The organism is Bowmanella denitrificans, assembly GCF_039522935.1.
Classification (GTDB): domain Bacteria; phylum Pseudomonadota; class Gammaproteobacteria; order Enterobacterales; family Alteromonadaceae; genus Bowmanella; species Bowmanella denitrificans.
The window spans coordinates 194,085-211,608 of record NZ_BAAAEI010000012.1 but is presented as its reverse complement, the minus strand read 5'-3'; the positions used below and the strand labels follow the sequence as shown (position 1 = coordinate 211,608).

General features: G+C 49.3%; 22 protein-coding genes. 11 read left to right on the top strand and 11 right to left on the bottom strand.

The features are described from left to right. Positions 1 to 109: 109 nt before the first annotated feature. Together ABD028_RS11990 and ABD028_RS11985 are read left to right on the top strand one after the other, a co-directional pair. A complete protein-coding gene (locus tag ABD028_RS11990) occupies positions 110 to 484 on the top strand; it encodes an MGMT family protein (protein ID WP_343845122.1) in 375 nt (124 codons plus the stop codon). Positions 485 to 497: 13 nt separating this feature from the next. Continuing rightward, positions 498 to 938, top strand: a complete 441-nt coding sequence (locus ABD028_RS11985; RefSeq protein WP_343845121.1) for a nuclear transport factor 2 family protein — start codon at positions 498 to 500, stop codon at positions 936 to 938. Between the two features lies 1 nt (position 939). Here the strand turns inward: ABD028_RS11985 and ABD028_RS11980 are convergent, their stop codons facing one another. The 3 genes from ABD028_RS11980 to ABD028_RS11970 all read right to left on the bottom strand — a co-directional run bounded on the left by ABD028_RS11980 (position 940) and on the right by ABD028_RS11970 (position 3,159). Beyond that, positions 940 to 1,611 (bottom strand): choice-of-anchor H family protein, encoded by a 672-nt coding sequence (locus ABD028_RS11980; protein ID WP_343845119.1) that lies wholly within the window; start codon positions 1,609 to 1,611, stop codon positions 940 to 942. 189 nt (positions 1,612 to 1,800) lie between these two features. Further along, complete coding sequence (locus ABD028_RS11975) at positions 1,801 to 2,082, bottom strand: helix-turn-helix domain-containing protein (RefSeq protein ID WP_343845117.1); 282 nt, start codon at positions 2,080 to 2,082, stop codon at positions 1,801 to 1,803. A gap of 213 nt (positions 2,083 to 2,295) precedes the next feature. After that, positions 2,296 to 3,159, bottom strand: a complete 864-nt coding sequence (locus ABD028_RS11970; RefSeq protein WP_343845115.1) for a YicC/YloC family endoribonuclease — start codon at positions 3,157 to 3,159, stop codon at positions 2,296 to 2,298. 192 nt (positions 3,160 to 3,351) lie between these two features. Between ABD028_RS11970 and rph the strand changes: the two genes are divergently transcribed. The 3 genes from rph to tusA are packed head-to-tail and all read left to right on the top strand — an operon-like array spanning position 3,352 to position 4,955. Beyond that, on the top strand, positions 3,352 to 4,065 hold the full coding sequence (rph, locus tag ABD028_RS11965; RefSeq protein ID WP_102794730.1) for a ribonuclease PH: 714 nt from the start codon (positions 3,352 to 3,354) through the stop codon (positions 4,063 to 4,065). 10 nt (positions 4,066 to 4,075) lie between these two features. Continuing rightward, positions 4,076 to 4,717: an orotate phosphoribosyltransferase gene (gene pyrE / locus ABD028_RS11960; RefSeq protein WP_102794729.1), complete on the top strand. Its 642-nt coding sequence runs from the start codon at positions 4,076 to 4,078 to the stop codon at positions 4,715 to 4,717. After that, positions 4,707 to 4,955, top strand: coding sequence for a sulfurtransferase TusA (gene tusA, locus ABD028_RS11955; protein ID WP_343845111.1), 249 nt, complete (start codon positions 4,707 to 4,709; stop codon positions 4,953 to 4,955). The genes pyrE and tusA overlap by 11 nt, the downstream gene beginning before the upstream one ends. A 31-nt stretch (positions 4,956 to 4,986) precedes the next feature. Here tusA and ABD028_RS11950 read toward each other — a convergent pair whose 3' ends face one another. The 5 genes from ABD028_RS11950 to ABD028_RS11930 all read right to left on the bottom strand — a co-directional run bounded on the left by ABD028_RS11950 (position 4,987) and on the right by ABD028_RS11930 (position 8,786). After that, complete coding sequence (locus ABD028_RS11950) at positions 4,987 to 5,163, bottom strand: hypothetical protein (protein ID WP_172449212.1); 177 nt, start codon at positions 5,161 to 5,163, stop codon at positions 4,987 to 4,989. Positions 5,164 to 5,214: 51 nt separating this feature from the next. After that, the gene (locus ABD028_RS11945) at positions 5,215 to 5,679 is read right to left on the bottom strand and encodes a hypothetical protein (RefSeq protein ID WP_343845109.1); all 465 of its coding nucleotides are present in this window, start codon (positions 5,677 to 5,679) and stop codon (positions 5,215 to 5,217) included. A 120-nt stretch (positions 5,680 to 5,799) separates the two neighbouring features. Further along, entirely contained in the window at positions 5,800 to 6,267 is a 468-nt protein-coding gene (locus ABD028_RS11940) for a Dps family protein (RefSeq protein WP_102794725.1), read from the bottom strand. Positions 6,268 to 6,366: 99 nt separating this feature from the next. Next, positions 6,367 to 7,374: a hypothetical protein gene (locus tag ABD028_RS11935; protein WP_343845107.1), complete on the bottom strand. Its 1,008-nt coding sequence runs from the start codon at positions 7,372 to 7,374 to the stop codon at positions 6,367 to 6,369. 128 nt (positions 7,375 to 7,502) lie between these two features. Beyond that, positions 7,503 to 8,786 (bottom strand): metal-dependent hydrolase family protein, encoded by a 1,284-nt coding sequence (locus ABD028_RS11930; protein ID WP_343845105.1) that lies wholly within the window; start codon positions 8,784 to 8,786, stop codon positions 7,503 to 7,505. Positions 8,787 to 9,095: 309 nt separating this feature from the next. Here ABD028_RS11930 and ABD028_RS11925 point away from each other — a divergent pair, with 309 nt between their 5' ends. After that, positions 9,096 to 10,640 (top strand): methyl-accepting chemotaxis protein, encoded by a 1,545-nt coding sequence (locus ABD028_RS11925; protein ID WP_343845103.1) that lies wholly within the window; start codon positions 9,096 to 9,098, stop codon positions 10,638 to 10,640. Between the two features lie 14 nt (positions 10,641 to 10,654). Here ABD028_RS11925 and ABD028_RS11920 read toward each other — a convergent pair whose 3' ends face one another. Then, positions 10,655 to 11,191, bottom strand: a complete 537-nt coding sequence (locus ABD028_RS11920) for a DUF1285 domain-containing protein (RefSeq protein ID WP_343845101.1) — start codon at positions 11,189 to 11,191, stop codon at positions 10,655 to 10,657. 2 nt (positions 11,192 to 11,193) lie between these two features. Next, the gene (locus ABD028_RS11915; RefSeq protein WP_343845099.1) at positions 11,194 to 12,036 is read right to left on the bottom strand and encodes a DUF3014 domain-containing protein; all 843 of its coding nucleotides are present in this window, start codon (positions 12,034 to 12,036) and stop codon (positions 11,194 to 11,196) included. 221 nt (positions 12,037 to 12,257) lie between these two features. On the opposite strand from ABD028_RS11915, the gene ABD028_RS11910 reads away from it, so the two are divergent. From ABD028_RS11910 to ABD028_RS11900, 3 genes are all read left to right on the top strand, one after another. Then, positions 12,258 to 13,472: a sterol desaturase family protein gene (locus ABD028_RS11910; protein WP_343845097.1), complete on the top strand. Its 1,215-nt coding sequence runs from the start codon at positions 12,258 to 12,260 to the stop codon at positions 13,470 to 13,472. A 134-nt stretch (positions 13,473 to 13,606) separates the two neighbouring features. Further along, positions 13,607 to 14,704 carry a glutamate 5-kinase gene (gene proB / locus ABD028_RS11905; protein ID WP_343845095.1) on the top strand — a complete coding sequence of 366 codons (1,098 nt, stop codon included), beginning with the start codon at positions 13,607 to 13,609 and terminating at the stop codon, positions 14,702 to 14,704. Positions 14,705 to 14,766: 62 nt separating this feature from the next. Beyond that, on the top strand, positions 14,767 to 16,017 hold the full coding sequence (locus ABD028_RS11900) for a glutamate-5-semialdehyde dehydrogenase (protein WP_343845093.1): 1,251 nt from the start codon (positions 14,767 to 14,769) through the stop codon (positions 16,015 to 16,017). A gap of 41 nt (positions 16,018 to 16,058) precedes the next feature. Here the strand turns inward: ABD028_RS11900 and ABD028_RS11895 are convergent, their stop codons facing one another. Then, positions 16,059 to 16,325 carry a hypothetical protein gene (locus tag ABD028_RS11895; RefSeq protein ID WP_343845091.1) on the bottom strand — a complete coding sequence of 89 codons (267 nt, stop codon included), beginning with the start codon at positions 16,323 to 16,325 and terminating at the stop codon, positions 16,059 to 16,061. A 173-nt stretch (positions 16,326 to 16,498) separates the two neighbouring features. On the opposite strand from ABD028_RS11895, the gene ABD028_RS11890 reads away from it, so the two are divergent. Further along, positions 16,499 to 16,948, top strand: a complete 450-nt coding sequence (locus ABD028_RS11890) for an RNA polymerase sigma factor (protein ID WP_425542098.1) — start codon at positions 16,499 to 16,501, stop codon at positions 16,946 to 16,948. Then, positions 16,941 to 17,516, top strand: coding sequence for a hypothetical protein (locus tag ABD028_RS11885; RefSeq protein ID WP_343845088.1), 576 nt, complete (start codon positions 16,941 to 16,943; stop codon positions 17,514 to 17,516). The genes ABD028_RS11890 and ABD028_RS11885 overlap by 8 nt, the downstream gene beginning before the upstream one ends. Positions 17,517 to 17,524 lie beyond the last annotated feature (8 nt).

Below are 17,524 nucleotides of genomic sequence, written 5' to 3'. Positions count from 1 at the left end.
GCATGATTAACAACACATCTTCCATTGGGTTGATTTTTCACCACTAAACAATAGGTGAATACGTTGTTTTAAACAAATAAAACAGATAGATAGCTTCAAGTGGTAAAAGATGGTCAGTGGCAGCAAAGTTAATAGTAAAAACCATACCAACGCTCTTTATCAACGCATCTGGCAGACAGTACGCCTGATTCCACCAGGCAAAGTCGCTAGCTACGGGCAAATTGCTGATCTTGCCGGACTGCCAGGTCGAGCAAGATTGGTGGGGAAAGCATTAGGTATGGCGGGGGATGAATGGAATTTGCCCTGGTACCGGGTGCTAAGGTCATCTGGCATGATTGCCTTTCCGCCTGGCTCTGCAACTGCAAACGAGCAGCGCGCACAGTTGCTTAGTGAAGGCATTGTGGTCAAAAACAACAGGGTAAGATTAAAAGACGTGCAGTGGCGACCAGACCTGGCTGAGTTGCTGTTTGCGCTGGAGTTTTAAAGGAGACGGATTTATGTTCCGACGTTTAACAGGGGTTTTGTTGGCCTGTCTGGTGTGTATGCTGTCTGTTGAAGTTGAGGCGGCTGATGAGCAAAGCGAGATTAAGGCGCTACTTGATGATTTTCTGATTGGTGCCAGCGAAAATAATCCGGCGGCGCATAATAAATTCTGGGCAGAAGATCTGGTATATACCAGTTCAGCCGGAGAGCGCTTCGGTAAGGCTGAATTGATGGCCGAGCTTGATCAAGAAAAGCAAAATTCGGAACGGGTCGATTATTCAGCACAAGGGGTTAACATCAGGCTTTACGGCAATGTCGCTGTTGTGACCTTTAAACTGGTCGGGCACCAAAACAACCAGTACCGCTATTATTTAAACAGCGGCACACTGGTGAAACGATTTGGGCAATGGCAAGCGGTTAACTGGCAGGCAACCCATGCGTCATCTTCTTCCTGAGCTAGCCGCGTTTTAATCTGTAACAGCAAAGTAATGCCAGCGGAATTAGACTTAGCAGACCAGTGGAGCCTCCGCTGGTTTCTCTGACAACTACCACCTGGTTGTATTCATAGTCTCGGCTTTCCAGAGGTAGATACAGCAAGTCTTCATCATCGAAACTGTCATACACTGCAACCAATTCATTCCGGTCAGCGTCATATAGCTCGATCAAAATTTCATAGTCATTGTCGGCAAAGCCCTCCAACAGCTCGGTACTGACCTCGAAAAAGTCATCACTGCTCTGACCGTTTACAAAAAAGTCGGATGTGCTGTGATATTCACGAAAGCTATCATTCTTTCCCAAATATAACCTGGCATATACAGGGGCCTGGGCAAAGTGGCTGTCAACGTCAATAAACAGGGTGAATCCACTGTAGAATCCGTCGCGGTCAGTATCTCTGTTAAGCTCTATCCAAGCGTCGTATATCCAGAAATCCCCGGAATCGGTTGTCTGAGGTCGTTTGCTTAACTGCTTCGCTGGCAAGCTGTCTTTTTCGCTGCTATGCAAACTGCTGGTGCTGCGCATGGCGCGCTTTTCATTTAATTGCCGTTCTTCTGAAGATGCTTTCCAGGCTTCAGCGGCCTGAAGATTTACCCCAAACAGCAGACAAAATATGCATAATACTGTTCTCATCTGTATTCTCCATTAGCAGGATACAGACAGTCTGGTGGCGCATGGGTGAACTTTGCCTGAACTTTCCTTAATTGAAACTGAAGTACGTTTTGTGTGCTATTTTATGAAAGTGATTGTTCACTATTTGTTCGTTGGTTTGAACAAGAGAGGTCGTATCAACTTAGACAACGGCATGACCTGAATCATTATTTAGTCTTTTACTATTGGAATAAGACCAGCCTGCAAGCCAAATGGTTGGAATGCCGCATTAAATACCAGGAAAGTCGGGCTACTGAGATCTTGCTCTAGGTCCGACAATGTTCTTCTGCTGATACCTGTCAATGCTGCATACTCAACCTGACTCATTTCCAGTATATCTTTGCGAAGAATTTTTAATATTTGTCCGGCACTGAGTTCCTGCCGCTGATATGCAGAGAGTAATTCTTTGATCAACTCACCATGTTTTTCATGTGCAAAAATATTCTCATTCATCTTAAAATCGCATTCTCACACTGAGTTTCAGACCTGTCTTCTTTGCGCTCTTCTATACAATTAAATATGAGCTCTGTTACAGTTGAACCTTAAACATTTGCGCAAAAATTTACTCAACGAAATCTGAGATATACTCGGTCTCATATACAGCATCTGCGGTGATATAGTCGTTATCAATGGTCATGAGATGAGAAAATAATTGCGCAAAACTGTTTATTCAATATTTTGGATTTGCTCGCGCATCTGCTCAATAAGCACCTTTAATTCCACTGCCGACTGAGTGATTTCTGCATTGATGGATTTAGATGCCAGGGTATTAGACTCACGGTTAAACTCCTGCATCATAAAATCCAGACGCCGACCACAGGCACCACCTTTGTGCAAAATTTTGCGCGTTTCACTGACGTGTGAATCCAGTCTGTCCAGTTCTTCGGCGACGTCTAAACGCTGGGCAAGTAGGATCATTTCCTGCTCTAGTCGACCTGCATCCAACTCTATCTTGGCTTCCGCAAACTTGTTATTGATCCGGTCTCTCTGCCATTCCAAAACGGCTGGCATGGCTTCTCTGATGGTACTTACTTCTGACTCGATAGCGGACAATCTCTGCTCGATAAGTGAGCGCAGATTTTCGCCTTCCGCCGCTCTGGCCCGCAGCATCTCCGCCAGGCAAGTATCAAATGCCTGCAGCATCTCACTTTGAATAGCATCCATATCTGCTTCTTCTGCGCTAATCACACCGGGCCACCTGAGTACGTCAAAGGGGTTTACTCCGGTAGACTGGCCATGAGACTGAACCCAGTCAGCTGCTTCCATCAGTTGTCTTGCCAGGTTTTCGTTCAGAGTCACTTTACCGACGGCCGCGTCATTGGCTACAAAGCGCAAGGCACATTCTACTTTGCCTCTTTGCAGTGCTTTGCGGAATCTTTCCCGTAATACCGGCTCAAGGCCGCGAAATTGTTCAGGCAGACGAAAATAGCTTTCAAGATAGCGTTGATTGACGGAGCGAATCTCCCACACCGCACTACCCCATTGAGCCTTATGTTCTACTCGGGCGAAGGCCGTCATACTGTGTATCATGCTAATAATCCTGAACGTTGTGTTGCCGTCAGTATAACCTAACTGGATCTGATGCTGAACCAATCACTTAGCGGAGGAGCATGCTGAGCCTGTGAGCTCTGGCTTAGCCGAGGGCTGTTTCTTTGATTTATGCAGATGTACATGACACATTGGGCTATAATGCCGGCCAGTTAAGCGCCAGAGGAAAACAATATGCGTCCAAGCGGAAGAACCGCCAATCAGATTCGCCCGGTTACTATTACCCGACAATTCACCTGCCATGCTGAAGGCTCAGTACTGATTGAGTTCGGCAATACCAAGGTGATTTGTAACGCTTCTGTCGAAGAAGGTGTACCCCGCTTTATGAAAGGCCAGGGTAAAGGTTGGATCACCGCTGAATACAGCATGTTACCGCGTTCCACTCATACCCGCAGTGACCGTGAGGCTGCCAGGGGAAAGCAAGGCGGACGCACTCTGGAAATCCAGCGTTTGATTGCCCGCTCACTCCGCGCAGCCGTGGATTTAAGCTTGCTTGGTGAAAACACGATTTTACTGGATTGCGATGTGATTCAGGCTGATGGTGGCACGCGTACGGCATCCATAACAGGTGCTTGTGTGGCACTTGCCGATGCACTGACCTGGATGCGCGCCAAAGGAATGATTAAAGCCAATCCGATGAAATATATGGTCGCTGCTGTTTCTGTGGGGGTATACAAGGGCAATCCGGTGGCCGATCTGGAGTATATTGAGGATTCTGCCGCCGAGACTGATATGAATGTGGTGATGACAGATTCCGGTAAGCTCATCGAGGTACAAGGGACAGCCGAAGAAGAGCCTTTCAGCTTCGATGAAATGCAGGAAATGATGGAACTGGCTAAGCATGCGCTACGTGAAATATTCGATATCCAAAGAGCGGCGTTGAACTGAGGATTGAGGCATGCAGGATTATCAAAAAGACTTTATCGAGTTTGCCCTGGACCGGCAGGTACTCAAATTCGGACAGTTTAAGCTGAAGTCAGGGCGAACCAGCCCCTACTTCTTTAATGCGGGTTTATTTAATACCGGCCGTGATCTGGCAAAGCTGGGACAGTTCTATGCCGCCGCGCTGGTAAACGCCAATGTGGACTACGATGTTATTTTCGGTCCGGCCTACAAAGGTATCCCAATCGCCACTACCACAGCGGTTGCCCTGGCAGATAAGCACAACATAGATAAGCCATATTGTTTTAACCGTAAGGAAGCCAAGGATCACGGTGAAGGCGGCAATCTGGTTGGCAGTCCTCTGCAAGGTAATATCATGCTGGTGGACGATGTTATCACCGCTGGTACTGCTATCCGCGAATCCATGCAGCTTATCCAGGCTAACCATGCCAGTCTGGCTGGTGTACTGATTGCTCTGGACCGTCAGGAGAAGGGACAGGGCGAGCTCTCTGCTATCCAGGAAGTTGAGCGGGACTTTGCTACTAAGGTGATTGCCATTATCAGCTTGCGTGACCTTATCAGCTACCTGCAGGACAAACCCGAAATGGCAGAGCATCTGCAGCAAATTCAGGCATACCGGCAGGCTTATGGCATCTGATTTTGAGCAGGCCGATCAGCAACTGGACACCTTGGGGTTGCGCTGCCCTGAGCCTGTCATGATGGTGCGCCTGGCAATTCGGAAAATGCAGGATGGGCAGACTATTCTGGTGGTGGCGGATGACCCGGCCACCACAAGGGATATTCCAAGCTTTTGTCGATTTATGGACCATCAATTGTTGAAGGCTGACACAAACAGCTCACCCTATCGCTATCTGATTCAAAAAGGGCTTGGTTAATAATGTGGCTTAGAGGTCCTGATACAGTAAGTTAGTTTGCACTTACATTCATGTTTGTGCAGTCAATTAAAAGTCTTTTCAGGGCCGCCGCAGATTGGCTATCTCCACAGCGTAAGTCTTCTACGTGCAATTGGTGATGGCTGATCAGTTTTTCCAGCACATCCTTGCGGATCTTCAGACTCAGAAAGTCAGTATTTTCATTTATCACAGCTATTCTCCTTTGCCGGGAACCTAAATGGATCTTCATAGGCATTGCCATCTAGTGAAGAAAAGCACGGGATTGCCGGGGTGCTGGCTTACTGATAATTTGCAACGGTGTCTGATTGAGTTGCTCGGTCAGTCTGTCTTTAAGCAAGGTTATGCAGCGTCGTAGCCTGGGATAATCGCTATCCGGTTTCTGATACTTTTCGGTCAGCCTCAGCAGGCATTGTCTATACACCCGCAAACCCAGTTGAGGCTGACTGAGCTGACAATAGGTATCCGCTAACAACATGGCGGCAGAGGTTAACTCCGTAGCTGCCACCCGGGCGTCTACCTCAGGACAATCCAGCAATAGTTCTGCCGTTTCGTAGGCACATCCCAGATAGGGTAAAGCTTGCCGCCATGCTCCTTGCTGACGGAGATAACCACCACTGTGCATACATTGTTGCAAATGAGCCAATGCAGCCTGAGGGCTGGATGCTAACCAGGAGCGATGATAAGAACAGAGGAATTGGTCGTACATGCAGAACTCCATGAGTAATCATTTATGGTCACTCACAAAATAATGCAACTGAGAATGAATATCAATAACAAATGTTAATGAGATGGAAATGGCAGGTGCGGCGCACCTGCCTGCTCTGAGTTATTGCATGGCTCTGAGCATCCATGCGGTTTTTTCATGGATTCTCATACGGTCTGAAACCAGTGCGGCGGTGGACTCGTCATCCCCTTCCTGTGCCAGTTTCAGTACTTCCCGGCAGGTCTTAACAACCTGCTCATGGCTTTTATTCAGGATCTTCACCATGTCAGACGCGGCAGGAACATCTTCAACTTCCTCGATTGAACTCAATGAGGCAAAGGCTTTGTAAGTACCAGGTGCAACCACACCCAGAGTACGAATACGTTCGGCTATGTCGTCCACTGCTACAGCCAATTCGGTATAATGTTCTTCAAACATTAAATGCAGTTCACGGAATTGCGGACCAGTCACATTCCAATGGAAATTATGGGTCTGTAAATACAGGGTGTAGGAATCGGCTAACAGTCGTTTGAGGCCAGTAGCGATATCCAATCTGTCCTGAGTAGCGATCCCAATATCTATATTACTCATACTTTTTCTCCGGTTTGCTGTAAGCCTGACTATAGGATTAGGGCAAACCTCTCTCAGTTCAAGGGTGGTTTGCCAATCGAGTTAATCGATTTTTGGAATCTATGGCTTTCTCAGCTTAGCCATAAAGGCCGACTCACCCGGAATTGCCATTTGCGGTAAGGCTTCCTTAACAAAATTCATGGCTAAGTCTGAAGGAAATGTCGTGGTAAATCTGACGATTTTATCCTGCTGTATAAAGAAAAAATAAGATGCATAAAAGGGTTCTGTATCCCTACTGACAATGCTGGCATCAAGATAATATCCCTGAAACTGCTTACTTTGCTGGGTCCAGTCCAGCATTTTGTCCTGACTCATCGTCAGGGGAGGCAGGTTATGCTGTTTGGCAAAGTCACTCAGGTTACCCCTTAATTTAGCCGTTTCCTCTTCTATGATGGCAGGGGTATTACTGAGATCGCTGGATGGAATGGGATAAACACTGACTTCAATTCGGTCACTGCTATAGGCGGGATCCTTATAAGTCAGGATAGAGCCCTGGAATGGATCATTGTAGGTTAGCCTGTGGCTGAGCTGAAAATTTGCTACCTTGGCCGGTGCCTGCAGGTCCTTTTCATAGTTGTCTGATTCCAGCGCACCGGCCAGATAACCGGAACTGAACACCTTGTCCTGCAGCATATCTGCTATTAACAGCCTGACAATCTTTGCGCTGGCCTCAGTTGTGTCAACCTGGTATTCATAACGGTGCAGTAGAATGCCACGCCACGCCAGGATTAATTCGGCTCGCACTTTGTGATCTTCAATCTGGGCACTGGATAGCAACAACTCATAGTCTGCTCCAGCTTCCAGGGTGATCAGTGGAAATAATCCGCTGTCAGCCAATCTGCTCTGCAGCTGCGTAAGCTCCAGGGTACCGGCCTGACAATCTGCATGCTGGCGCTTTTGTTGCTGATCACACCATGACTCAAGACGATTTCCCGGTAATTGATTAAATAGCCCGATGGCGGGAAAATTAACCTGTGCCGAGAGAGGGGGAATAACCTCATCACGGTTTGCAGCACAGCCGCCAAGCAAGACAAGAAGCCAGGCTGCAAGGAATAATCTGGTTAGCATGTTAAAGCTCAGTAAATGTCAGGTTATAAATGGTCGACGAACGGCCCCTAGTGTAAGGTGTGGCTAAGATTTCACCTAGCGAAACTTTTGTTAACCTTCTCGAACATCCCTGTCCTGCAAACACTAACTTATAGATGCTTGATGACTTCACCGTCTTTCATAACAAATTGAATATTGGACATCATCCCAATATCCGTCAGGGGATCGCCTGCAACGGCAACCAGGTCGGCAAGCTTGCCTTTTTCCACCGTGCCCAGTTGCTCTGATACACCCAGGAGTTCTGCACCGTGGAACGTAGCTGATCTTATCGCTTCGATGGCTGGCATACCCGCTTCCACCATTAGGGCAAACTCGCGACCATTATCGCCGTGAGCAGATACGCCGGAGTCTGTGCCAAAGGCAATTTTTACTCCGGCCTTATAGGCACGCGAGAAGGTTTCCTGGATCAAAGGGCCAATGGCCGCCGCTTTAGGTCGGACCAATGCGGGGAAAAAGCCGTCGATCTTGGCTTTTTGTGCCACCCATTCACCGGCCATCACGGTAGGAACATAATAGGTACCGTGTTTCTTCATCAGGCTGATAACTTCCTTATCCATATAAGTGCCATGTTCAATGGAATCGACGCCAGCCAGAATCGCGCGTTTCATACCTTCTTTTCCGTGCGCGTGTACTGCGACTTTCATGCCGTAGTCTTTTGCTGTTGCGACAATCGCATTCAGCTCGTCCTGCATAAACTGGGGGTTCTGGCCACTTTTCGCGACGCTTAAAACCCCGCCTGTGGCGGTAATCTTTATCAGGTCAGCACCGTCTTTATAACGCTGGCGGACTGCCTGACGAGCCTCTGTCTCACCGTTGATTACACCGTCATTTGGGCCTGGGTCGCCCATTAGTGCTTTGGAGCGGCCGTTGGTTGGATCTGCATGTCCGCCTGTGGTGGCGATAGACTTAGCGGCGGTGTAAATTCTTGGGCCTGGTACCAAGCCATTGTTAATGGCGTTACGCAAAGCTACGGTCTCGTTATACCCATCGCCCAGATTTCTCACAGTGGTAAAGCCCGCATCCAAAGTCTTCTTGGCGAAATATACGCCTTTTAACGCATAGTCGGCTTCATTTAGCGTGAAACGCTCCATGTAGGAACCGGGGCCCTGTTGTGAACTCAGATGGGTGTGCATATCCATCAGGCCGGGCATCAGTGTGCTGTTGCGTAAGTCAATTAATTGGTCGTCCTCGGCAGGTGGCTGGTAACCCGCCTTAACATCGATAATCTGGTTACCCTCAACTATGATCGTCATGTTTTTCTGTGCTTTGTTGTCTGCCGCGGATATGAGCTGTCCGGCATGGATGTAGGTGGCCGCTGCAGCTTGCCCGCACAGACATGCTGCACAGATCAGCCAAAGGTGTTTTATTTTCATTGTTTTTCCTTGGTCTTGTGTTGTTCGCATGACCACCATAGTGCAGAAAGCCAACGACAGCAAAGGCTTTGCCTTAAGGCATGACATCAAGGTTGTGCTCTGCTGTAAGCCTATTGGGCTGATCTTGAGGCAACCATGAAGTATGTTTGCCCATACTAAAATGCGACCAAATGGCTAAACCAAACGGCCAGTTGCCGGAAAGTTATATGATTTTCATGAGGTGATACTAAATGGCTAATTTCAATCATATTTTTGCTATTATCAAGGGTTGAAGATGGCCGTTCACTCAGTGACCAATAGGAAATTATCATGCGCCGCAACCAAACCGTCATAAACGAAGAGATTCAATACCAGGCAAACGAAGAGCTGGTTTCGACCACAGACTTGCGCGGTGTGATCACCTATGCCAATAGTGCCTTCTGTCGGGTTGCGGGGTATGAGCTGGATGAATTGCTGGGCAAAAATCATAATCTGGTGCGCCACCCTGATATGCCCAAACAAGCCTTTGCCGATCTCTGGAATAGTTTGAAGAAGGGGCAAGCCTGGCGCGGTATGGTCAAAAACCTGTGCAAAGATGGGCGTTATTATTGGGTGGATGCTTATGTCACCCCAATCTACGAAGGCAATCAGGTCGTGGGCTATCAGTCTGTCCGGGTTAAACCAGATAGAAGCCTGGTGGCAAGAGCAAGCCAGGCCTACGCACAAATACAAGCGGGTAAGTTCAACAGCAGAGAATTAGCCGGGGTACAGAAATACAGTCTGGCAGCCTTGTTGAGCATCGTTGCAATGGCTGTGGGCTTTTGGTCCGGTGGCTGGATCGCAGGACTAACCATCCCGGCATTATTGGCGCTGCTGGCCTGGTTATTTAAGGCCGAGCTTATTAGCCTGCCACAAGCCGCTCAGCAATTACGTGCCGAGTACGACAGTGTGAGTCGCTATATATACAGTGGTAAGGGTACACAAAGCCATCTTGAGTTCCATCTTGGCTTGATGAAAGCCAGGTTGCGTACAGTATTAGGGCGTATGCAGGATGCATCCAGAGGGTTATCCGGTGTCGCCAATGAAACAGCCAGTGCCGCGCATACAACGGCATCAGGCCTTGAGCAGCAGAAATTTGAAGTGCAGCAGATTGCTACCGCTATTACCGAAATGGCTGCCACCAGTCAGGAAATTGCCCGTAATACCGTAGATACTTCTGCCAAGGTAAAACAAGCCAATCAGCAATGTGGGCGAGCCAGAGACAGCGTTGAACACAGTAAGGACAAAATCGGTAGCATGGCCAAAGTCGTTGAACAAGCGGCTTCCTCTGCTGGTCAATTGGTAACCGAGGCCGACAAAGTGGCCAATGTGATGGGCGAAATTGAAGCTATTGCTGAGCAAACCAATTTGCTTGCCTTGAATGCCGCTATTGAAGCTGCCAGGGCCGGTGAAAGTGGACGTGGCTTTTCTGTGGTGGCTGATGAAGTCAGGGCTTTGTCTACTCGCACTCAGACTTCGACTGCCAATATACACAACAGTCTGAAAGCCATGCGTCAGACACTGCAGCAATGGGTATCAAGTATGGAAAAGAGTCGAGAGCATGCCATGGATTGTGTTGAGGATGCCAATGAGTCAGCCAAAGCTATCAGCGACATTTACCAGATGATGGCCGAAGTGGCTGATTACTCAGCACAAATTGCCACTGCGTCGGAACAGCAGGAAAAAGTGTGTGAAGAAATCAGTCGCAATATAGGTAACATCACACAGGTGGCTGATGACAATACCCAGGTCGCTCAGTCGATGGAACAAAGCTCCGCTACGCTGCGTAGCAATATTGATGGTATTGCTGCCATGATAAAAACCTTTGGTCACTGAGTCCGAAACGGCGGCTACAAAGTCCCCAGACTGAATCGGTAGTCGCCACTTTGCACTATTAAATGGTTTTGCCCTTCCTGTTGGATGGGCTTTCCCAATTCCACCAACTGATAAAACACATTTTGATGTAGTCTGGCGTACAGGTTTCTGCGCACCAGCATATAGGGCAATCGCTCCCCACTGACACGATCTACCATCAGTTCAACCGGGTGCGAAAAGTCGACCGGGTATGATTCATCCACGTTGGTTGTAAATACCAACTGGTTGTTGATTTGATGCCAGGCAGTGACCAGAAAAGGCACGTCAGCCACTTGTATGCCCAGTTTTTCCACTGGCGTTACCAGGAAGTAATTGTCCTGCTCGCGTTTTAAAACCCTTGAGAACAGCTTTACCAAAGCAATACGTCCTATGGGTGATCCCTGGTAGTGCCAACTGCCATTGTGACGTATTTCCAGTGGCATTTCCCCGCAATAAGCCGGGTGCCAATCCTCAACCGGCGGCAAGGCCACATTGTCTTGCGCCAGTTGAGATTGAAGCCGTTGCAGGTCCAACGTTATTGCTGCGCCAGGGCGTCTCGGATTTCCCGTAATTTGGCTTTAATCAACCGCATATTTTCCGGACCGGTACGCAATAACTGTTTTTGTGGTGCAGACAGCGATTCCAGGCGTTCATCTGTGTACTTGTACATCACGCTGTCAGTACTTACTTCTACTGGAACAGGTACCTCGGGGGTGTCCAGAAGGTGATTGATGGCTTCCTCCAGTACGCCGTCAAAGTCTGAGCTGCTATCGCCTACCTCAGCAAATATTTCGTTGATAGCGGGCTTATAGACTTCATACAACGCAAGTAATTGCTCGGTTTCCATACTTTCCAGCGCTTCCACATAAGGGGTATAGCGTTTGTAACTGGCGGTGTCGATCCACTCTTTACCGGCCTGGCGGTAAACACGGAATTCTTGTTGTGGCGGCTGCAACACTCTGTGACTGGGGGCAACTTCTTTGTTGGCCAGATTGTTACTGAACACCACAAAGCGCCTTAGCAGGTCGTCATCCACAATCAGACGCGCCAGTGCTTCATAACTGCCGGTTTCAAGCACGGCGGTTTTGACCGCACCATCACTGACATCTAATGGCTCTGCCGGTTCGGGTTCTGGTGCTGGTGTGGGCTCCGGCCTTTCCACCGGCTCCGCTGGCATCTCAGGCTCTGGAACTATGTCTGGCTCGGGTTGCGGTTCGGGTTGTTGAACCTCCGGTTTGGGCAGCGGCTTAGGTTGTTCTACCGGGGCTTTCGCGCCGGATTGCCAGAAAAACAGTGCGGCCAGGGCGATCAACAAGACGCCGCCAATAAGGGCATAGGGAAGCAGGGAATTCTTCTTCGTTGATTCTGAATCAGCCATACAGGGTCCACCTTCTTTGCTGCTAAGTCTGTATAAGGTACTCAATTGATTGCAGGATTTCATCCTTATAGCTAAATCATCCCGCATTTATATCGACAGGCCAATCTGGCAATTGGTTTCATTCTGACACGCTGGACAGTATAAATAAGCTTGGATAAACTGGTCGGACAAGATTCTGTTAACCTTAATTTTACATTTCTGGCCGCTGACCGGGGTGCCCAATGAGTTATGTGCTGCTGGCGATACCTTTCTTTTTTTTGTTAATCGGCCTTGAGCTTATCGCTGAAAAAGTGCGCGGCACTCAGTATTACCGTGTTAATGACGCCATTAACAGCCTGAGTGCCGGGGTGTTGAGCCGGGTAACCGGCCTGGTTCATAAGCTGATACCTTTTACCATTTATGCCCTTGTGTACGAACATATCGCCTTGTTTTCCCTGCCGGAGGCCGCTTGGGTTTGGGTATTTGCCTTTGTTTTTTATGATTTCTGCTACTACTGGAATCATCGGCTGGGCCATGAAATGAATATTCTGTGGGCAGCCCATGTGGTTCATCACTCCAGTGAGGAATACAACCTGACTACGGCGCTGAGGCAGAGCAGCAGCAGTTTGTTCAGTTGGGTGTTTTATCTGCCGATGGCGGTACTGGGAATCGACCCTGTAGTGATGATTAGTGTTGGCTCACTCAATCTTATCTATCAGTTTTGGGTGCATACCCGACATATACCCAAGTTAGGCTGGTTGGAATGGATATTGGTTACGCCTTCTAATCACCGGGTGCATCATGCCCAGAATCAAATCTATATTGATCGCAACTATGGTGGCGTGTTTATTGTTTGGGACAGGCTGTTTGGATCCTTTCAGGAAGAGTTGGACGAAGAGCCGCCATTGTTTGGTATTCGCAAGGCGCTGCACAGCTGGAATCCGCTTTGGGCGAACGTGCACGTATACCATCAACTGGCCAGGGATTGCTGGCATGCCAGGCGTTGGCAGGACAAGTTGCTTGTTTGGTTTAAACGCACTGGTTGGCGTCCAGCCGATGTGGAAGCCCGTTTTCCTTTACCCAAAGCAGACTTGAGCCGATTCAAAAAGTACGATCCGCCACTCAGCACATCTGCAAAGTGGTATTGCCTGATACAGCATGGTCTGACCATAGTGATTGCGCTGATGCTGCTGTTATCGGGCAATCAGTTGTCTGGCTGGCAACCCTGGGCAATTATGCTGTTTGTGATGTTTTCCTCGGTCAGCCTGGGCGCGCTGATGGACAATCGTGAGTCGGCGTTTTGGCTGGAATTGGGCAAGAACCTGTTGGTGTTGATGGGGGCTATTTTATCTGCCTTACCCGCCTGGCTTGCGGCTCTGCTGATTAGCGGAACGCTGATCAGTATGGTGATGTTGTGGTTTGTACGCATGGTAAATCCCCTGCCGGCTGTGGAGTAACGCCACATCAACGTTAGTAAAGGGCTTGTGTAAAGGAGCGGCTTTACGCCGCTCTATTAGCTTATAACCAGACGGACTTGTTTATCCTTTTTGTATCGGTATCCTAATATAAGGATTTCACTAGTGGAGGATAAATGTCTGAATTTCACTGGCAAAGAGCCGTAATTAAAGTTGGCAGCGCACTGATATCGCCTGACGGTCATCAGTGCAGTGCCAAATACTTGTTGGCCATCGCCAGATTTATTACTGAGAGTCGTGAACAGGGTAAACAGGTGGTGATTGTGTCCTCTGGCAGCGTCGCTGCCGGGCGTAGCACTATTGCCCACAATGCCCACCCTTCAATTGCCGAAAAGCAGGCTATGGCTGCCGTAGGGCAAACCCAAATGATGGCCAACTGGTCACGTTTCTTCGACTTCCCTTGTGCCCAGGTATTACTGACCTACGATGATTTTCACGACAGATCCCGTTATGTGAATATCAAAAATACTCTGCGCGAGCTGTTAAACAACAATGTACTACCCATTGTGAATGAAAACGATACCGTAGCCGTAGATGTGCTCAAGGTGGGGGATAACGACAACCTGGCCGCTTATGCAGCCATGGTGGCAGAGGCCGATACCCTGATAATTTGTTCCGATATAGACGGGTTATATGACGCCGATCCCAGGTTAAATCCCGATGCCAGGCTGATTTCACTTGTGGAGAATATTGACGGCGGTATTTACGGTCTGGCTGGTGGCCCGGGTACTAAAGTAGGTACCGGTGGGATGCGGACCAAAATTGAGGCCGCCGATAAATGTGCCGAAAGTGGTATTCAGACCCTGATCGTCAATGGTGGTAAAGGTGAAGTGTTTGATGCTTTGTTGGATGGCCGAATCCCCGGCACTCGTTTTGTGCCAACCAAGACCCCCGACTCAGCCAAAGAACAATGGCTTAAACACACCTTGATTGCCACCGGCAGAATCGATGTGGATGCCGGTGCCAAGCAAGCGCTTATCGAAACCGGCGCGTCGTTGCTGCCAATTGGTATCACCAAAGTTCAGGGCGACTTTATGTCTGGCGATGCGGTGGAAATCTGCCATCAGGGCTTCCCTTTTGCCAAAGGTGTGACGCTGTACAGTGCCGCTGATCTTAATGCCATTAAGGGAATGCGCAGCGATGACTTTGAAAACATCATCGGTTATTCGTCCGGTGAGGCCGCTGTGCATCGCGACGACTTAGCCCTGCTTTAAGCCATAGTCAGTCACAGAATTTATTCCCCTGGCGGAATACTCCAGGGGTAACAGGAGATCATATGAGTTTTTCGATTAGAGAAATGGCGCAAAAAGCCAAAGTGGCTTCCCGTCAGTTAGCTAAATTATCGGCACAGAGGAAAAATGCTGTGCTGGCAAGCATTGCCGACAACCTGGTGTCTATGTCAGACAGAATCCTGGCGGCCAATCAACAGGATCTCGCCAATGGCCGCGAAGCGGGGTTGTCTGAGGCGATGCTGGACAGGCTGGCCTTAAGTGAACAATCTCTGGCTGGGATTGCCGGTGCCGTGCGCCAAATCGCCTCCCAGGATGATCCGGTTGGCAGTATTCGCGATATCCGCCGTCAACCCAGTGGCATTGACGTTGGTAAAATGCGCATCCCACTTGGGGTGATTGCCATGATTTATGAATCGCGCCCCAATGTCACTATTGATGCAGCCGCATTGTGTTTTAAGGCCGGTAATGCGGTAGTTTTGCGTGGCGGTAAGGAAGCTCTGCACTCCAATCTGGCCCTGGCGGAATGCATTCATCTGGCACTACAAGCGCATGGTCTGGATCCTCATGCGGTGGTGGTTATCCCCGACCCGGACCGGGCCATCATGAATGAGTTGATGACCCTTAATCAGTATATCGACCTGATTATTCCCCGCGGCGGTGAAGGGTTAATCCGGTTTGTGTCAGAAAATAGCCGAATCCCAGTGATCCAACATTTCAAAGGGGTGTGCCACCTGTATGTGGACAAAGCGGCCGACGAGGTTAAGGCATTAGGGCTGCTGACCAACGGCAAAACCCAGCGCACCGGCGTCTGCAACGCCTTGGAGACCTTGCTGGTTCATAAAGAAATTGCGCCGACGTTCTTACCCATGGCGGCCGCGATGTTTGATGAGCGCAAGGTTCGGGTGCATGCCTGTGCACAAAGTCTGGGGTATTTCCACAATGCCGAACCCGCCACCGAGGCGGACTGGGATGCCGAATACCTGGCGCTGGAAATTGCCGTACGTGTTGTTGATGATTATCAGCAAGCCGTTGAGCATTTGGAGCAATACAGTTCCGGCCATACTGAGGTGATTGCTACCCAGGACTATTCTACGGCGCAGCAGTTTATCCGCGATATCAACTCTGCGGTGGTGATGGCTAATGCGTCATCGCGCTTTTCCGATGGCGGCGAACTGGGGTTGGGTGCCGAGATTGGTATTTCCACCAGTAAGTTGCACGCCTATGGCCCGATGGGAGTCGAGTCCCTGACCACAGAGAAGTTTGTGGTACTGGGCGATGGCCATATCCGTCAGTAATAATTGACTAAGGGGCTTTAAGCCCCTTTTGTTTAACTGACCTACTCTGTTCTCAGTTTGTCTATTTCCCTGCTGAGTTCATAAGCCGGTTCGGTCACTATGGATTCCAGCACTTGTATACGCTGCTCCAATTGCTGGATGCGTTGGTCCTTTTCTTTGACGGCAGAATTTTGCTCAGGGAAAGGGGATGCCACCCCTCCCTGCAGCCACTTCACCAGTTGCCAGCCCTGGCGATAGTCCAGCCAACATAAGCCCAGTGATAGTAACAGGAGTCCGATAAACAGCAGGATAAATAAGCTTGGGGTCATCGTCATTGCCTCTGTGGTTGCTTTAAGCTAGCAGTCGAGCGGAACAGATTTTTATAACAAAAAATTTTTACACATTGAAAAATTCCTTCACTGCGGGATACTTGCGGCCTTAATAATGTTCATCTTCAGGATTGATTCTGGACTTTGACAGGCTGATAAAGGACCACGGCCCTATGCTTAGCAGGGTGGCCGCCAGTTATGAGGTCAATAGCGAATTGCGCAAGGAGTTACTGCAGGAGATCTTTCTTGCGGTATGGCAGGCTATGGCCAGCTTCCGGGGCCAAAGCAGCGAAAAAACCTACATACTGAGAATTGCTCATAACCGCAGTGTCAGCCATGTGGCCAGTCAGATGCGCCATAAGGGCCGCGATGATCTGTGTGTGCAGAGCATTGCTGACGAAGGCCCTGGACCAGAGACGGGGTTATTGAAAATGACTCAACAACAGGCATTACTGGCGGCCGTACAAAAGTTGCCGCTGCAAAGCCGGCAAGTGGTCACTTTGTTTATGGAAGGGTTAAGTTACCAGGATATTGCTGAAGTCTGCGGTATCAGCTCCGCAAACGCGGGCATGATACTGAACCGGGCCCGTCAGACCCTGAGCAGGGAGTTATCGCATGAATGAAAAGCCAGATCCCTTGCTGCAAGACTGGCAAAGCCAGCAAGTTGAATTGCCGGATCTTGCCGATCTGAAAGCCAAATGGCGCAAAAACCGTATCAGACAATGGACCTGGGTTGTGCTCGACTGGTTGTCCGTTGTCTTGATGGGGGTCGTCTATTTTTACTTGGACCTGGATCACTGGTTCAAACAGGCATGGTTTATAGCCATGTTTGTTTTTACCTTGGGTGCTGCCGCCTGGAATACCTGGCTCAGGCGATTGTCACTGTTCAGCAGCCGCGGTAACTTAACCGATCATCTCCACCGGCTGCGGGCCCAAAGCATAAACAATATCCGTCTGGCCAGGCTGACTCAGGGGGCGTTGGTGTTTCTGTTGGTCTGTTTCGCCCTGTACCTGGTCGGTATCTGGCTGGTGGATGCACCACCCTGGGAAAGCTTCAGAATAAAACTGTTACGCAGCATTCTGTTTCTCAGTTTTATGAGTTTACTGGCCTGGTGGTGGGCTATCCGGCTGTTGCGTAAAGCCCGCCAACAACTGGATTGGCTGGAAAGTATCCAGCGCGGGCAGTTTTAGTCTTATTC

What these genes read in the sequence shown, in the direction of transcription:
- ABD028_RS11930 (WP_343845105.1), bottom strand. Translation starts at nt 8,786, where the DNA reads ATGAAAATAAAACACCTTTGGCTGATCTGTGCAGCATGTCTGTGCGGG.
- ABD028_RS11925 (WP_343845103.1), top strand. Translation starts at nt 9,096, where the DNA reads ATGCGCCGCAACCAAACCGTCATAAACGAAGAGATTCAATACCAGGCA.
- ABD028_RS11975 (WP_343845117.1), bottom strand. Translation starts at nt 2,082, where the DNA reads ATGAATGAGAATATTTTTGCACATGAAAAACATGGTGAGTTGATCAAA.
- ABD028_RS11910 (WP_343845097.1), top strand. Translation starts at nt 12,258, where the DNA reads ATGAGTTATGTGCTGCTGGCGATACCTTTCTTTTTTTTGTTAATCGGC.
- ABD028_RS11885 (WP_343845088.1), top strand. Translation starts at nt 16,941, where the DNA reads ATGAATGAAAAGCCAGATCCCTTGCTGCAAGACTGGCAAAGCCAGCAA.
- ABD028_RS11895 (WP_343845091.1), bottom strand. Translation starts at nt 16,325, where the DNA reads ATGACCCCAAGCTTATTTATCCTGCTGTTTATCGGACTCCTGTTACTA.
- ABD028_RS11980 (WP_343845119.1), bottom strand. Translation starts at nt 1,611, where the DNA reads ATGAGAACAGTATTATGCATATTTTGTCTGCTGTTTGGGGTAAATCTT.
- ABD028_RS11900 (WP_343845093.1), top strand. Translation starts at nt 14,767, where the DNA reads ATGAGTTTTTCGATTAGAGAAATGGCGCAAAAAGCCAAAGTGGCTTCC.
- ABD028_RS11945 (WP_343845109.1), bottom strand. Translation starts at nt 5,679, where the DNA reads ATGTACGACCAATTCCTCTGTTCTTATCATCGCTCCTGGTTAGCATCC.
- ABD028_RS11970 (WP_343845115.1), bottom strand. Translation starts at nt 3,159, where the DNA reads ATGATACACAGTATGACGGCCTTCGCCCGAGTAGAACATAAGGCTCAA.
- pyrE (WP_102794729.1), top strand. Translation starts at nt 4,076, where the DNA reads ATGCAGGATTATCAAAAAGACTTTATCGAGTTTGCCCTGGACCGGCAG.
- ABD028_RS11890 (WP_425542098.1), top strand. Translation starts at nt 16,499, where the DNA reads ATGCTTAGCAGGGTGGCCGCCAGTTATGAGGTCAATAGCGAATTGCGC.
- ABD028_RS11990 (WP_343845122.1), top strand. Translation starts at nt 110, where the DNA reads ATGGTCAGTGGCAGCAAAGTTAATAGTAAAAACCATACCAACGCTCTT.
- proB (WP_343845095.1), top strand. Translation starts at nt 13,607, where the DNA reads ATGTCTGAATTTCACTGGCAAAGAGCCGTAATTAAAGTTGGCAGCGCA.
- ABD028_RS11935 (WP_343845107.1), bottom strand. Translation starts at nt 7,374, where the DNA reads ATGCTAACCAGATTATTCCTTGCAGCCTGGCTTCTTGTCTTGCTTGGC.
- ABD028_RS11915 (WP_343845099.1), bottom strand. Translation starts at nt 12,036, where the DNA reads ATGGCTGATTCAGAATCAACGAAGAAGAATTCCCTGCTTCCCTATGCC.
- ABD028_RS11940 (WP_102794725.1), bottom strand. Translation starts at nt 6,267, where the DNA reads ATGAGTAATATAGATATTGGGATCGCTACTCAGGACAGATTGGATATC.
- ABD028_RS11985 (WP_343845121.1), top strand. Translation starts at nt 498, where the DNA reads ATGTTCCGACGTTTAACAGGGGTTTTGTTGGCCTGTCTGGTGTGTATG.
- rph (WP_102794730.1), top strand. Translation starts at nt 3,352, where the DNA reads ATGCGTCCAAGCGGAAGAACCGCCAATCAGATTCGCCCGGTTACTATT.
- tusA (WP_343845111.1), top strand. Translation starts at nt 4,707, where the DNA reads ATGGCATCTGATTTTGAGCAGGCCGATCAGCAACTGGACACCTTGGGG.